Origin of the sequence: Candidatus Kaistella beijingensis, from assembly GCF_020084865.1 — a bacterium.
Classification (GTDB): domain Bacteria; phylum Bacteroidota; class Bacteroidia; order Flavobacteriales; family Weeksellaceae; genus Kaistella; species Kaistella beijingensis.
The window spans coordinates 1,975,592-1,990,159 of sequence record NZ_CP071953.1 but is presented as its reverse complement, the minus strand read 5'-3'; the positions used below and the strand labels follow the sequence as shown (position 1 = coordinate 1,990,159).

At 37.6% G+C, this 14,568-nt stretch carries 12 protein-coding genes; 6 read left to right on the top strand and 6 right to left on the bottom strand.

The features are described 5' to 3' along the window. Positions 1-87: 87 nt before the first annotated feature. The 6 genes from J4771_RS09260 to J4771_RS09235 all read right to left on the bottom strand — a co-directional run bounded on the left by J4771_RS09260 (position 88) and on the right by J4771_RS09235 (position 6,287). Complete coding sequence (locus tag J4771_RS09260) at positions 88-717, bottom strand: hypothetical protein (protein ID WP_224134727.1); 630 nt, start codon at positions 715-717, stop codon at positions 88-90. 41 nt (positions 718-758) lie between these two features. After that, positions 759-1,370, bottom strand: a complete 612-nt coding sequence (locus J4771_RS09255; protein WP_224134726.1) for a YdeI/OmpD-associated family protein — start codon at positions 1,368-1,370, stop codon at positions 759-761. Between the two features lie 313 nt (positions 1,371-1,683). After that, positions 1,684-2,340 carry a 50S ribosomal protein L25/general stress protein Ctc gene (locus J4771_RS09250; RefSeq protein WP_224134724.1) on the bottom strand — a complete coding sequence of 219 codons (657 nt, stop codon included), beginning with the start codon at positions 2,338-2,340 and terminating at the stop codon, positions 1,684-1,686. Positions 2,341-2,442: 102 nt separating this feature from the next. Further along, the gene (locus tag J4771_RS09245) at positions 2,443-3,381 is read right to left on the bottom strand and encodes a ribose-phosphate pyrophosphokinase (protein WP_224134723.1); all 939 of its coding nucleotides are present in this window, start codon (positions 3,379-3,381) and stop codon (positions 2,443-2,445) included. Between the two features lie 88 nt (positions 3,382-3,469). Further along, positions 3,470-5,032 (bottom strand): SGNH/GDSL hydrolase family protein, encoded by a 1,563-nt coding sequence (locus J4771_RS09240; RefSeq protein WP_224134722.1) that lies wholly within the window; start codon positions 5,030-5,032, stop codon positions 3,470-3,472. Positions 5,033-5,051: 19 nt separating this feature from the next. After that, entirely contained in the window at positions 5,052-6,287 is a 1,236-nt protein-coding gene (locus J4771_RS09235) for an OmpP1/FadL family transporter (RefSeq protein ID WP_224134720.1), read from the bottom strand. Positions 6,288-6,674: 387 nt separating this feature from the next. Between J4771_RS09235 and J4771_RS09230 the strand changes: the two genes are divergently transcribed. The 6 genes from J4771_RS09230 to J4771_RS09205 all read left to right on the top strand — a co-directional run bounded on the left by J4771_RS09230 (position 6,675) and on the right by J4771_RS09205 (position 14,546). Then, on the top strand, positions 6,675-8,015 hold the full coding sequence (locus J4771_RS09230; RefSeq protein WP_224134719.1) for a PSP1 domain-containing protein: 1,341 nt from the start codon (positions 6,675-6,677) through the stop codon (positions 8,013-8,015). After that, entirely contained in the window at positions 8,008-8,472 is a 465-nt protein-coding gene (locus J4771_RS09225) for a gliding motility lipoprotein GldH (RefSeq protein ID WP_224134718.1), read from the top strand. The genes J4771_RS09230 and J4771_RS09225 overlap by 8 nt, the downstream gene beginning before the upstream one ends. 8 nt (positions 8,473-8,480) lie before the next feature. After that, positions 8,481-10,865, top strand: coding sequence for a transglycosylase domain-containing protein (locus tag J4771_RS09220; RefSeq protein ID WP_224134717.1), 2,385 nt, complete (start codon positions 8,481-8,483; stop codon positions 10,863-10,865). After that, positions 10,822-11,481: a hypothetical protein gene (locus tag J4771_RS09215; RefSeq protein WP_224134716.1), complete on the top strand. Its 660-nt coding sequence runs from the start codon at positions 10,822-10,824 to the stop codon at positions 11,479-11,481. The genes J4771_RS09220 and J4771_RS09215 overlap by 44 nt, the downstream gene beginning before the upstream one ends. 99 nt (positions 11,482-11,580) lie before the next feature. Further along, complete coding sequence (locus J4771_RS09210) at positions 11,581-13,125, top strand: protein adenylyltransferase SelO (protein WP_224134715.1); 1,545 nt, start codon at positions 11,581-11,583, stop codon at positions 13,123-13,125. A 146-nt stretch (positions 13,126-13,271) separates the two neighbouring features. Then, positions 13,272-14,546, top strand: coding sequence for a DUF6080 domain-containing protein (locus tag J4771_RS09205; protein ID WP_224134714.1), 1,275 nt, complete (start codon positions 13,272-13,274; stop codon positions 14,544-14,546). Positions 14,547-14,568 lie beyond the last annotated feature (22 nt).

The window sequence follows — 14,568 nt, the reverse complement described above, 5'->3', positions numbered from 1 at the left end:
GCAAAAACTCGCCTCAAAAATTATATCTTTCTTTGCAGCCCATTTTCCCCCAAACCCAATTCCTTGATTTCAATCAAGATCAGAAAATTATTCAAAATTCATGGCCAAAGGAAGCCGGAATCTGTAGCGAACAGCTGTACCATTAATAAATGCGGGATCAAATTTGTTCGGGAGAAGATACATTGCGATTTCCGCTTGTCGGTTGAAGGTGAAATTCTCGCCTTCTGCATGTACTGAACTAATGGAGCCGTCTTTCTCCACTACAAAAACGACATTTGTTTTTAATTGCTTTTCTTGCGTGTAAACAGCGTCGGAATAAAACAAATCGGCAACCTGGCTGCGAAGATTTTCGAATCCTCCCGGATATTTTGCTTCTTTGCTGAGTTCGGTTTTTGTAGGATTTTCTAAACTGATTTGTGGCAAATTCTGGAAGTTTAGGCGGCTCAAATCTTCTCTGTTTTTTACTTTGATTAAAGCCCCAATTAAAGCGGTATTTTGAATACTGTCCATTTTTTTCATGAACTCTGAAAAATCTTTTTTAATATTGATTTTGCCGGAAACATTCGGCTCTTTATCAAATCGCTTCTTAAATTCATTATTCAGCATAAATCGTTGATAATCAAAATAGTTCTTCACCGATTTAAACTCCATATTTTGCTGTCCGAAAATTAATTTCAGACCAAAAACACAAAACATGAAAAAAAATTTTTTGCTCATGGCAAAGTTTGCTTGATGTAAATGTAAATATAAAATTTAAATCAACATTCTTCGTATTTCCAATTTCTGCCTTTTCCTTCGGAAATCCATTCGACAGCTTGTTCTAATCGCTTGTTTCTAGTGGTTTCTGTTTTAGCGTCGGTAATCCACAAAATGTATTCTTTACGGAAAGAAGGTGACGATTTCTCGAAAATTTCTTTTGCCCTTTTATTTGAATCTAATGCTTCTAGAAAATAATTTGGTGTTTCGATTTCAGTTTTTTTCGGTGGCGCTTTTTTTATGGTTATGCCCATATCGGTAAGTTCCATTGCTTCTTTAATAGCGGCTTTAAGTTGCGGTTTTGAGGGAAGGTCTGAAATTTTGGTGATTTTCCCTAAAGAGAACATGGAGTTTTTTTCGATGTTTTTGGTGAGTACCTTCATGGTCTTCATTTCTTTTTCCAGCCAAAATCCGAAAGCGCAATGGTGTTTGAATGCGGACATCGAACAGAGAATTTTACCTTTGTATATAAAGTTGGGAAAGCTCCATTTCCAACCTTCCTCAACTTCGGGGCAGGTTTCGTGGATGAGTTCTCGCAGATAAATTAAGATCGGTTTTGCGAATTCTGCGGATTTTTCGATGTAGTCATCTACTCTTTGGTCGTTTACGGGCATTTTCTGAAGTTTTGATTGAAGTAAAATTAACGATTTACCACGAATTCTCGACAACAACTATTTCCTGCTGGTAAGAGGAAAAGAAGTTTTTGTTTTAGCCCCGATGGAACGGCATGTTCGAGCTCTTTTTTCTGCGGCGGCTTCGCCGCCGCAGAAAAAAAGCGAGTAGTGACAGCGGGACCGGATTTTTAAAGAAGCGAAAACTTCGTTGCTCCTACAAAAAATTGAGATTGCTTCCTGGAATTTCACGCTCCCCGCAATAAAAAATCCCGCCAAAATAATTGACGGGACTTGGTATCGATTTCTGAATTTCTTATGCTTCAGTAGATTTTTCTTCAGTTGTTGGAACATCTGGAGATTGATCTTTTACTTCTTCTGCTTCTAATTCGTCTTCTTCATCCATTGCAGCTGCACCTCCTTTCATTGCAGTTCTAGACATCTTCACGGCAACAACTACCGCATTGTCTGGATGCATGAAGGTAAATCCATCAGCTTTGATATCACCAACATAAAGTTTGTTACCAATTTTAAGCGGCGTTACATCTACCACGATTTCATCCGGCAGGTTTGCAGGGATCGCTTTTAGTTTCAACTTTCTGAACGACTGACGAAGTGCACCACCTGCAACAACACCTTTTGCACGACCTGTAAGTCTTACCGGAACTTCCATTACCACAGCTTTGTCATCTGAAAGTTGGTAGAAATCCGCATGAAGGATTTTGTCGGTGATTGGGTGAAATTGGATGTCCTGAAGTACGGCAGGAATTGTGTTTCCGTCAACCTCAATAGATACCGTGTGTGCTTCAGGAGTGTAAACCAAACCTTTGAAAGATCTTTCTTCTGCAGAAAAATTTAAGGTTTCTTTTCCTCCGTAAACAACACAAGGAACTAATTCAGCATCACGTAAAGCTTTAGTAGACTTTTTGCCCACGCTTTCTCTTTTTGTACCTTGAATTGTAATTGATTTCATTTCAATGAATGTTTAAAAATTTAGGGTGCAAAGATATAAATTTGTTTTGTAATAAAAAAATCCTTCGCTGCGGAAGGATTTAGCTATGGACAGCATCCAAAATTAAATAATAAACTTATCGCTGATTGATTTATGCTCATGTACCATTCTCATCACGTCTGCAAAAAGCTCCGCGCAAGAAAGTACTTTTATTTTGGGGGTCAAGTCGGTTTTTACGGGAATGGTATCGGTTACAATAACTTCTGAAATTTTTGAGTTCTGTATGTTTTCATACGCTTTTCCGGAAAGAACGCCGTGAGTTGCCATCGCTCGAACAGATTTTGCTCCGTTTGCGATCAGAATATCTGCGGCTTTGCAAAGTGTTCCGGCTGTATCTATCATGTCGTCGATGAGGATCACGTTTCGGTCTTTTACGTCACCTATCAAAAACATTTCTTCCACTACGTTTGCCTTTTTTCTTTCCTTATAACAGATTACCACTTCTGCTCCAAGGTGACTTGCGTAATTTTTTGCTCTTTTTGCTCCCCCCATATCTGGAGAAGCGATGGTGAGGTTTTCTAGGTTTAAAGAAAGTATATGATCAATAAATAAAGTTGATGCATAAAGATGATCCACCGGAATTTCAAAGAAACCTTGAATTTGATCCGCGTGAAGATCCATCGTCATGATTCTAGTTGCTCCGGCTGCGGTGAGAAGATTTGCCACTAATTTTGCGCCGATTGGTGCTCTTGGCTGATCTTTTCTGTCTTGTCTTGCTAAACCGTAATAAGGAAGAACTACGGTGATACTCTTTGCGGAAGCTCTTTTTGCGGCGTCAATCATTAATAAAAGCTCCAAAAGATTGTCTGCGGGTGGAAATGTGGAACCTATTAAGAAAACCCTTCCTCCTCTTACGGATTGATCAAAAACGGGTTCAAATTCACCGTCACTAAATTCCTGTACTTTAATTTTTCCTAAGTCCTGCCCGTAATAATGGGCTATTTTTTCCGCCAAGGCTTTACTTGTTCTGGTGGAAAATAGATAACTTGCCTGTTCAGCCATTTTTACTTTTTTAGATGTACAAATTTAAAAAAATAAAACCACCCAAAAGAATTTCGAGTGGTTTTACAAACTGATTTTTAATTACAGGTTAAGGGAATGTAACTCCGCTGTACTTGTTTACATTTACTAGCGGTAATGTGGAACTATATTTTGCATTGATTGCTTTAATAAATTCGTTAGCTAAAATAGCATATCCTCTTCCTGTTGGATGAACGCCATCAAGAGAGAATGAACCTCCTGTAACAAATGTTGCAGTGTACTTCACTCCATCAAACTGGATTCCGGCCGTAGAATTGAGCTCTCCCATTTTTGTATTTGCATCTACCAAAGCAAGGGAATATGAAGAAGCTAAACCGCTGATTGCAGTGTTGTAAGCAGTAACTGCTGTTGCAATATTATTAACCTCTTTCGAAGTTAAAGAAAACTGATCAGCAAGTGGGAAAGATGCACCAATAATGAATTGTGACGTTGCAGTTGGAGCTTGACGGGTAATTGCATCTAAACCTAATTCATTGGAAGCTGTTAAAAGGATTAGTTCACCCGCTTTAGCTTGTCTAGCTTGCCCGAAAGCATTTCCTAAAAACGCAGCTTGTGTAGCTGGATAACCGTTTGCTGTTAGAACCGCTGTAAGTCCTGCTGAAACATTTGGTAAAGAGTTATCAACAATAATTACAGGGTTGTTTCCTGCAACTACCGGTACGAATCTTCCTGATTGTCCAAGATAATTTAATGCGCCAATTAATGGGTTAATTAATGATGAATTGATTGCGGCAGCTTTAGTCGCATCTAGCGCAATAGTGTTATAAGGCACTCTGTTGAAGAAAGGAATTGCTGTTACATTAGGAATATTTGCAATAACGCCTTTTGTAGAACCAACACTTTTCAATCCGTCCAAAACACTTTTAATTACGCCACCAACAACGTTTGGATCAGAGATATCATTCCCTTTATATGTTGTGGGATCCAAATTTCCTGTTTGAACAACCGCTGGAGTATAAGTGGTAACTCCGTTTACGGTGGTGGAGTTCATACCACCGTTTGTTGCATAGGAAAGAACATCATTATTTCCGATCCAAAGAGAGAAAAAGCTTGGCTTCATTTCCATCGCATCACTTAATACGGACGATGTTGCTGGGTTTTTTGCAAATCTTACGAAATAAGGATTCGCTTTTCCTAAAGGGAGATTTGCAGGATTTCCATAACCTGGAGCAACCAAATGGTAAGATTTAGCTCCCGGTACCCCCATATTATTGTAAGGTCCCGAAGCGTAAATATTAGCTAAAGTTGTAGCTCCTGTTCCAGCAGCAAAACCCAATCCCATTGTTGGAGTAAGTACTCTTTTATTGGTGAAGCCAACCGCAGGAATTCCACCCAAGTTGTCCGCCATTAAAGGCTGCTTGAATTCCCCACCTCCCGCAAGTTTCATTTGAGCTGCGATCATGGAAGGGAAAGATTCGTTTTGCCCGTCGATATATAAAGCTCCGTCTCTGTAACCAGAAGTTAGTGAGTTACCGATGGAAACGTATTTTGTGAAATCCGCGTCGCCTTTTGTAACCGTAACGCTGCTTACGTCGGTATCAAAATCTCTTTTACAGCTAACCGTAAATAATAAAGTTGATAAAGCAACTGTTGAAATTAATATTTTTTTCATGTGTAGATTCTTATTTTATTTAAAATGCGTTGTATGATAAACCTAAACCAAAGAAATATGCTTTGGCTTTCGCCTGCCCGTTAAAATTATAGAAAGAATTCTTTACCTCTCTCGGTGTTTGGAAGTTATACGCTCCGGAAAAATCAATTCCTAAACCTTTCCATTTGTAACCAATACCTCCGGTAATTACATTAGCTTCGAAAGATGGACTTTCTGCGCTGAAATCAGAATCAGCATAAGGTGATTCATCATGATAATATCCTAATCTTCCTGCTAAAGCATCTGTAAACATATACTGTGTACCCACTCTCCACGTTTTAGTGCTTTTCCAATTTTTTGGGGTAATCAAAACAGTTGGGTCACTTGCCTGGTTTCCTATTGGTGCTTTTTCAAAATCAAGTGTTAAAGCATAATACTGATCCCATCCGCTGTAATTGAAGTCTCCCGAAACTTGCCATTTTGGCGTCACTTTATAAGTTGCACCAATGGTGTATTCGTCAACCAAAGGCAAAACCGCCTTAAAATTGTCCTGTCCGCTTGAGTTAAGCCCAACCAACGGATACAAACTAGGGGAAATATTAAAAGTAGCAACACCTTTATCTGCCTTCATATCAACCGGTGAACGATAAGCGATGCTCACATCAAGTTTATCCGTCGGTCTGAAGTAGAACCCTAAACCAAATCCCTTCCCTGAAGCTTCGTCATCTTTAATATTCAAAGTTCCTCCCAATTGCGTTACCGCTTTTGTCCAATCTACCGTTCCTTTTGCATAGATGAAGCTACCTCCCAAAGAAACCCAATCAGCAAGTTTAAATGAAACCATTGGTTGGAAATAAAGAGCCTTTAATTCAATTTCCTGTACAATTTCTTTACCCGCCCAATCTGTTGGCCATTTTACAGTACTTCCATAAGGCGTTGCAAAACTGAAACCCAATGAAACATTGTCTAAAACTTTATAGGCAGCTGCGAAATAAATGGGCGTTCCCATCGGGTTGTCTGTTTTATAAGACTCCAATGTTTGCAGGTTTTGATATTCAACTTCTGCATTAATTCCAAACCCTCCCGCTGCAACACTCAGTTTATTAGGAATAAACGAAATTCCCGCAGGATTGAAAAATGCAACACTCGCATCTTCCGCATGAGCACTTGTATGAGCCATTGCCAATTGCTTTACGCCCTGTAAAGAAACTCTGAATCCTCCTGCATACACAAGAGAAGCGGCCAATAGTGCTGTAGATACAACAATTTTTTTCATAAAATTCATTATTAATGGTTACAAATATAAAATTATTTTTTTAACAGGTGTTAATAAATCTTAATTTTTTTTAAACAAATTTCAATTTCGCTATTTTGTTTAAGATTTATTTTTGCTTAAACTTAAAACAAATCCCTTATTAATAAGACATTGTTATAAATTCAAGAAAGCTGTTTACAAACCGTTTAAATTAAATCTTTTCAGTAAAACCATTATTTTTTTTAAAATTTCAATTATATGATTTGCATAATATTAAAGATATTGTTAACAAATCCGCAAGAAAAATAAATTTTCATTAAAAACTAAAGATGGTTCACAAAAAACATTCTTCCTAATATATGCAAAATAAATTTGTGCTAAATTTGCAGGAATATATAATATATCAATATGAGTTGTGGATGCAAAACATCCGGCGATTCGTCCCATTCATGCGGAACAAAATCTGCGAATGGCTGTGAAAGTGTAGATACCTGCGGAAATAGCTATAAATTAAGCGTCTTCGATTGGCTCTCGAATATCAACAATCCTTCCGAATCCAAATGTGATTTTGTGGAAGTAAGATTCAAGAACGACCGAAAACATTTTTATAAAAACGTACATCATTTACCGCTTCATATTGGGAGCGTAGTAACAGTAGAATCGAGTCCGGGTCACGATACAGGTGTGGTAAGTCTCACCGGAGAGTTGGTGAAAATTCAGATGAAAAAGAAAAATGCAACTGAAGAAAACCCTCTTAAAATTTACCGTTTAGCCAACCAAAGAGACATCGAAGTTTGGCAACAATCAAGAGAAAAAGAGGAATCGGTAAAAATTCAGGCGAGGAAAATTGCGTACGCTTTAAACCTCAACATGAAGATTACCGATGTGGAGTTTCAAGGTGACGGACAAAAAGTCACTTTTTATTACACCGCAGATAATCGCGTGGATTTCAGGCAATTAATTAAAGAATATGCCGCCGCTTTCCGTACCAAAATCGACATGAAACAAATCGGTTTCCGCCAGGAAGCTGCGAAAGTGGGCGGAATTGGTTCTTGCGGCAGAGAATTGTGCTGTTCAACTTGGTTGACTGATTTCCGTTCTGTGAATACGAATGCAGCTCGTTATCAGCAATTAAGCATCAATCCTCAAAAATTAGCAGGACAGTGCGGAAAACTTAAATGTTGTCTGAACTACGAACTCGACAGTTACCTCGATACCTTAAGTGATTTCCCTTCTTCTTCAACGACTTTAGATACGGAAAAAGGAAAGGCTTTCTGTATTAAAATCGACGTTTTCAAAAAGAGAATGTGGTTTGCTTATGTTGACCATTCCATGGCGTGGTACGATTTGGAAGTGGGTGAAGTGAAAAAATTAATCGCCCAAAACAAACGCGGCGAGAAAACTCCACCTCTTGAAGACTTAAAAGTACTCGACGTTCCTACCAAATCGGTGGATTTAATTCAGGAAAGTAATATCGAACGCTTCGACCGAAAAAATAGAAATCAGGGTAAAAATCAAAACCGCAAAAAACCGAACAACCAACAGAAACCTTCGGGAAAACAGCGACCAAACCCAAAACCTGAAAATAAAGTTTCGGAAAAGAAACCCGATGATAATCAAGGCGAAAGAAGAAAAAATTCCCCTGAAAAAGTTCAGCAGCAAAATCAGACCCAGAATGCGAAACCGCAAAATCAGCAGAAGAAAAATTTCAAGAAAAAAATTCAGCCAAAACGTGACGACAATGCATAAGATTTTCGGGTTTTTTTTCGTTGTGTTGATGCTTTCGAGTTGCAGCAATCCTTCGGAACAAGTTTATATGAAAACCCTCAACGGGGATTGGAACAAAAAAGCAGAACAGAAATTCGATTTTAAGGTAAACGACGCGCAACATCCAAAAAATATTATATTTGTTGTAAGAAACAACAATGATTATCCGTACAGTAACATTCGGTTTATCGTGAATCTTCAGGAGTTGAAGCCGAAGAAAAAAACCATCGACACTTTGAACTACATTCTCGCGAAACCAAACGGAGAATGGATCGGAAAAGGTTTCGGCGATACAAAGGAAACGTTGTTTCAATATAAATTGAATTATAAATTTCCTCAAAACGGTGATTATTCCATCGGAATTATTCAGGCGATGCGAAATGACAACCTGAAAGGAATTGAAGATATTGGTGTAAAAATAGAGACGGCAAAACCGTAGCATCATTTATGGAAAACAAACAAAATCTGGGAAACAAGCCAAAGCAAACGTTTCCCCTTCCTCCCAAAAAAGTTAAAAACCGCGGTTGGAAAAAGTGGGTAAAATTCATTTGGATAGGACTCATTGCCATTATATTAGGAATTGCAGGATTATTTTTTGCGACTTCGCAAGGTTTCCTCGGAACTATGCCCGATGTAAAGGAGCTTGAAAACCCCGACATTTATGTGGCTTCGGAAATTTATTCCTCCGACGGGAAACTTTTAGGAAAATTTGAAAAAGAAAAAACGCAGCCCGTAACTTACAAAGAATTGCCGCCGTATTTGATTTACGCACTTCAAGCAAAAGAAGACGAGCGTTTCAAGGAACACTCCGGAATTGATTTGCAGTCTATCGGAAGAGCGGTTGTTTACGGTGGTTCTCGTGGGGGTGGTTCAACGATTACGCAGCAGTTGGCAAAATTATTATTTACAGGAACCGCTTCACAAAATAAGGTTCAAAGAGCTTTCCAAAAATTAAAAGAATGGGTTGTAGCGGTAAGTCTTGAAAAACGTTATACCAAAGAAGAAATCATCACTTTATATTTTAATAAATTCGATTTCCTGTACAATGCGAACGGAATTGAAATGGCATCTCGAATCTATTTCAACAAAACGACTTCACAACTAACTTTACCTGAAGCAGCTACTTTTGTGGCAATGCTTGAAAACCCGGTGAAAAATAATCCAATGCGAAACGAGCAGCGTTCAAAAGCAAGACGCGATGTTGTTTTAGACCAAATGTTGAAAACAGGATATCTAGACCAACAAACGTATCAAAAAGCTGTTGACACGCCCATTGTACTTGATTATCATCCGGTAAAATCTATTGATGACGGTTATTCCGCTTATTACAAGTTCTATTTAAGAAAAGAAATCGACGGTTATTTAAAAGACTACGAAAAGAAAACCGGAAAGACTTTAAACTTATTTAAAGACGGTTTGAAAATCTACGTAACATTGGATTCAAAAATGCAGGTCTATGCAGAAGAGGCCATTAAAGAACACTTAACGGACCTTCAGAAAAGATTTGATGCGGAACAGCGTGGAAGAAAACAGAGACCTTTCTATTACCTTAATGACAAACAAATTGAAGGGGTAATGGTTCAAGCTATGAAGCGAACCGGGCGTTACAAGCAATTGAAAGCAGCGGGAGTTTCGGAAGATTCCATCATGCTTGATTTCAAAACTCCGACTAAAACCTCTAGATTTACTTGGAACGGCGAAGAAGAAGTAGAAATGTCACCGTGGGATTCCATCCGTTATCACAAACAAATTGCTCAAGCCGGCTTAATGTCGATGGTTCCGGGAACGGGAGAAATCAAAGCTTGGGTTGGAGGAATTAATTGGCAGCATTTTCAATATGACCACATTAAACAGGGTAAAAGACAGGTAGGTTCCACTTTTAAACCTTTCGTTTATGCGACTGCGATTATGAAATTGGGAATGACGCCTTGTTCAACCGTTTCCAACGCAACTTACAGAAAAGGAACTTGGACTGTTGAAGGTTCCGGAGGAAGTTTAACGCTTCGTGATGCACTTGCTCACTCAAAAAACCCGGTTGCAGTTCGTTTGATTGAAATGGCGACACCGAAAAGCGTGATTCAAACCGCTCGTGATTTGGGAGTAACCGAAGAAATTCCTAATGAATATGCTGTTGCACTTGGTTCTTCCGATATTACGATTTACGAAATGTTGGGAGCTTATTCCACATTCGCGAATTATGGAAATTACATTAAACCCGAAATGATTTGGCGTATTGAAGACGCAAACGGGCGTGTTATTAAAGAAGTAAAACCGGTCATGAAAGAAGTAATGAACGAGCTTTATGCCTACACGATGATTGATCTGATGAAAGGGGTGGCTGAATTCGGGACTGCTTCCGGAGAATTGGGCAGAAAAGGAGTTCCAAAAGGGGTAGAAATTGCCGGAAAAACAGGAACCACACAAAATAATTCGGATGGTTGGTTTATGGGAATTGTACCGAATCTCGCAACAGGAGTTTGGGTTGGTTGGGAAGACAGGGCAACCCACTTTTGGGGAACCGGTGAAGGTCAAGGCGCGAAAATGGCACTCCCAATTTGGGCGATTTTCATGAAGAAAGTTTGGGCAGACAAAGAACTTGGAATCACGATGGAGGATAAGTTTGTCAAACCTTCGAATTGGACGGGAAGTTGTTCCGACCTTCAAGGTTTAGGCGGTTATGGTGATGATGGCGGATTACAAACCATCGACGAAATTAAAAATCCAAAACCCGTGGAACCCGTAAACACCGGACCAAAAAAGTCCTCCGGCAAAAAAGAGGAAAACGTGAATGAAAACCTCAACACCGGTGAAGAAATTGATTTTAACAAATAAATATCAGTTATTCTTAAAGCCGATGAGAAATGTTTTTTGTATTCTGTTTTTTGTTGTGGCTCAATTTCTATTTTCACAAAAAATTGCGATTAACCCAATTAATGATACTGAAAACCTATATAAGCTAGGGTTTTCAGGAATGGTTACAGAAAATCAGTATGCACAATTTATTGCTAATTCAGATTTACACCCAATAAAAGGATTCCAGTTTAAGATTAATCCACAAAGTAAAAACTCTACTTTCTTCTTTAATATTTATACAAATGAAAATGGGAAACCAGGTAAAATTACTCACCATCTTCTCGTAGAAACAAAAAGAAATAGCAAAAGTCAAGTTATATCAATCGAATTTAACGGATTAGAATTCAATGTTCCACGTGAGGGAATATTTTGTGGTATTGAATGGATTACAACAAAGAAAAATAAAATGGTTTTTGATAAAATTTATTCAAGTGAAAAACAAGACCTTTATTATCCAATACTCTCCAATAGGAAGTCGGAAACAGATATTTTGTGGTATTTTAAAAATGATAAGTGGGAAAGGAAATTAAACGACCCCTTGGAACGCAACTCTTTAGACATGGATGTTTCAATTGAACTTGTTATGGCTTATTAATTTTGTATAACGACTGATTTCGAATACTTAATTTTCATCTTAAATAATATTTATCCTTTCAAATTTTTGGAAGGATATTTTTTTACCGACCTTTGAAATATGAATTTAGACAAAATCACGCAACAATATTTAGACAAATTTCCCGGAGACTTTTCAGGAAATCCCATGCAGCGGCAAACTCCCAAAGTTTTGTTTTCAACTACAGATATTGTTGAGTTTCAAAATACTCAACTTCTAGTCTTTAATGAAAGACTGTCGGAAGAAATCGGTTTGGGAAAAGTTGAGAATGAGGAAGATTTAAAGTTCATGAATGCCGAACGCATTCCAAAAAATTTAAAAACTTACGCCACCGCTTATGCAGGACATCAATTCGGAAATTGGGCGGGACAACTCGGCGACGGAAGAGCCATTTTTGCAGGCGAAATTGAGAATTCTAAAGGGAAAAAAACCGAACTTCAATGGAAAGGAGCGGGAGCAACTCCCTATTCCCGACATGCGGATGGAAGAGCAGTTCTTCGTTCCTCGGTTCGGGAATATTTGATGAGTGAGGCGATGCATCATTTGGGAATTCCTACAACTCGAGGTTTATCGCTTTCTTTGAGTGGTGAAAAAGTCGTGCGAGACATGATGTACGATGGAAATCCCCAATACGAAAATGGTGCAGTCATGATGCGAACTGCGGAAAGTTTTCTGCGTTTTGGGCATTTCGAACTGCTTTCTGCTCAAAATGAAATTGAAACTTTACAAAAACTTACCGATTTTACCATTGAAAATTATTTCCCTGAAATCGATTCTAAAAGCCCCGAAAAATATTCGGAATTTTTCCAAAATGTTTCGGAAAGAACCGCCAATTTAATCGTGGAATGGTATCGTGTCGGATTTGTTCACGGCGTGATGAATACTGACAACATGTCGATTTTGGGATTGACGATTGATTACGGACCGTTTTCTTTTGTCGATGAATATTCTTTGAACTTCACTCCAAACACCACCGATTTGCCGGGAAGAAGATATGCTTTCGGAAATCAGGCAAAAATTGCGCAATGGAATTTATGGCAATTGGCGAATGCGCTTTTTCCTTTAATTAAGGACGAAAAAAAATTAGAGAAAACGTTAAACGATTTCAACGAAATATTTTGGAAAAAACACGATGAAGTGATGGCGAAAAAATTTGGTTTCAATGAAGTTTTGGAAGGAGACGACCAACTATTTACCGACGCACAAAAATTGTTGGAAGACTTGAAATTAGATTACACTTTGTTTTTTAACCGTCTTGAAAAATTAGTGACAACATCAGATTTGAAGGAACTTTTCGGGGATATTTCTTATTCAATTTTAAATGAAGAACAGCTTTCAATGCTTGAAGTCTTTATTAAAAATTATCAAATCCGTTTAGAAAAAAACACGATTTCAAAAGCGGAATCCTTAGAATTGATGTCTAAAACCAATCCAAAATTCATCCTTCGAAACTATATTTTATTTGAATGCATCGAAGAATTGAAAGTTGGCAAAAAAGATTTGTTGAATAAAATTTTAGTTGCTTTAGAAAATCCTTACCAAGAAACTTACCCGGAATTTTCACAAAAGCGTCCTTCCAAATATGATGGACAAACAGGATGTTCGACGCTTTCTTGTAGTTCGTAATTTTTAAAGCCACATAGACACATAGTTGGGCAGTTTCTTTTTTTTGATTACAAGTTGTTGAAGGATTTACTTCTAAATGCCTATGTTGCGTAAAAAAATTTCATAAATCTTAAACCGTTCACTACTTTTGCCGAAAATTTAAACCATTGAACTTCAAACAAAAATTTTTCGATTTTATAAAAACAGTTTTCCCCGCTACAAAATTTGAAACGCTATTATTTCTAATTTTTTTGAGTATTTATGGAGCATTGGGTACTTACATTGCACTGAATTACCGAATTATTTTCGACAATAGAATTCCGTGGGACGCTTATTTTAGTTTTGATAACCGAGCGATTGTGATGACCGGTGGTGGTTTTGAAAGACATCCGCTTGCGAATTATTTCTTCAATTGGATTCGGGAATTTGCATTGTTGTTTTCAGATGGAAAAAAAGATGCCAATTTTCGTTTGGTTTTAGCGTGGTGCAGCAATTTTGCAGTGAGTTTGAGTTTGATTCAGATCTATAAATATTTGAAAAACATCATCCGTTTGCCTAAAAATATTTCGCTTTTAATTCTATCGTTTTTTGCGTTTTTCACGACTAATATTTTGCTTTCATTTACGCCTGAAACTTATACTTATACTTTATTTTTCCTTGTTCTCTTTAATTATTATGCGGCTTTAAAATTGAAAAAAGAAGCGATAATTCCTGCAACCGCACTCACTTTAGCAACGATTTCTATTGGTGGATTAACCGTGACGAATGCGGTGAAAGTTTTTATATCCGTACTTTTTGAGAAAAATCTTTTTCAGAATTGGAAGAAATTTGGGAATGCAGTTTTAAGGGTTTTAATGTCCATTGTGATTTTTGTTTTGCTGTTTCTTTACCGTTTAGATTTCGATTATATGCGATTTCTAAACAAATCCGGAGAACAATACGATAAGTTTTCCAAACCGAAAGTCACTCCACTTTGGGACATGATTTCTTCCTGGTTTTTTGGTGGAAATATGTTGTTCCCATCTTTCGTCATCCGTGATTATCACAATAAAAAAGGGTTTTATTACAAAGCACTTTTCATGGATGTTTACACTTCGGTGATTCCATATGTTTTTGTTGCGGCGGTTTTAATTTTAGTTTTTTGGAGTTATTTCAAGAACTTCAAAAATAAGTTGGTTCAAGTTCTAATGATTTCGTTTTTGGTGGATATTGTGATTCACTGCATCTTGAAATTCGGCCTTCACACTTCTTATATTTATGGTGGCCATTTTATTTTCGTGGTGCCGCTTCTGATTGGTTGGCTTTTTTATTCTTATAAAAACTCACCTAAAATGTTATCATTTCTTTTTGTAACAGTTGGTGTTCTGTTCTTTTATTTGGCGATGAACAATTTGTTGCGAATGGAAGAGTTTTTTGTTTTTCTTGAAAAATATTACAGATGATTGGTTGCTACGACTGCTCCAA

Bases quoted from the DNA above. Each gene is read 5' to 3' on its own strand.
- J4771_RS09260 (WP_224134727.1), bottom strand. From the start codon at position 717: ATGAGCAAAAAATTTTTTTTCATGTTTTGTGTTTTTGGTCTGAAATTA.
- J4771_RS09250 (WP_224134724.1), bottom strand. From the start codon at position 2,340: ATGAAATCAATTACAATTCAAGGTACAAAAAGAGAAAGCGTGGGCAAA.
- J4771_RS09245 (WP_224134723.1), bottom strand. From the start codon at position 3,381: ATGGCTGAACAGGCAAGTTATCTATTTTCCACCAGAACAAGTAAAGCC.
- J4771_RS09235 (WP_224134720.1), bottom strand. From the start codon at position 6,287: ATGAAAAAAATTGTTGTATCTACAGCACTATTGGCCGCTTCTCTTGTG.
- J4771_RS09215 (WP_224134716.1), top strand. From the start codon at position 10,822: ATGAAAACCTCAACACCGGTGAAGAAATTGATTTTAACAAATAAATAT.
- J4771_RS09225 (WP_224134718.1), top strand. From the start codon at position 8,008: ATGCATAAGATTTTCGGGTTTTTTTTCGTTGTGTTGATGCTTTCGAGT.
- J4771_RS09255 (WP_224134726.1), bottom strand. From the start codon at position 1,370: ATGCCCGTAAACGACCAAAGAGTAGATGACTACATCGAAAAATCCGCA.
- J4771_RS09240 (WP_224134722.1), bottom strand. From the start codon at position 5,032: ATGAAAAAAATATTAATTTCAACAGTTGCTTTATCAACTTTATTATTT.
- J4771_RS09230 (WP_224134719.1), top strand. From the start codon at position 6,675: ATGAGTTGTGGATGCAAAACATCCGGCGATTCGTCCCATTCATGCGGA.
- J4771_RS09210 (WP_224134715.1), top strand. From the start codon at position 11,581: ATGAATTTAGACAAAATCACGCAACAATATTTAGACAAATTTCCCGGA.
- J4771_RS09220 (WP_224134717.1), top strand. From the start codon at position 8,481: ATGGAAAACAAACAAAATCTGGGAAACAAGCCAAAGCAAACGTTTCCC.